Annotated in this window: 1 protein-coding gene; it reads right to left on the bottom strand. The window is 39.0% G+C overall.

Annotation, left to right across the window (positions count from 1 at the left end):
- Window positions 1-254 (bottom strand): hypothetical protein (locus tag KVT34_RS30605; protein ID WP_217563333.1); only part of this gene is annotated, 254 nt, incomplete at both ends.

Genomic DNA, 254 nt, shown 5'->3' with positions numbered 1-254 from the left:
ACAAGGCTAAGCCGATGATGCAAAATTGTACTTGCGTTCCCGATGTACGTAACAATAAAAGCAATGACAAATACTGTTTTTACTAATTCACTTAAACCTTTTGAGGGTTGGCGTTTAATAAAAAAGATATATCCCGCATAACAAGCGGATAACACACACGCAATGCCGATAATTGCTGGGAATAACCCCGAAGATAAAAAGCCGCCTTTTCCAATACCAGCAATATTTTGCATAGCCGCTCCTAATTTATCTGC

This window comes from Paenibacillus sp. GbtcB18, assembly GCF_019091125.1.
GTDB lineage: Bacteria > Bacillota > Bacilli > Paenibacillales > NBRC-103111 > Paenibacillus_F > Paenibacillus_F chitinolyticus.
The sequence above is the reverse complement of the archived record's forward strand: the minus strand, read 5'-3'. Positions and strand labels throughout refer to the sequence as shown.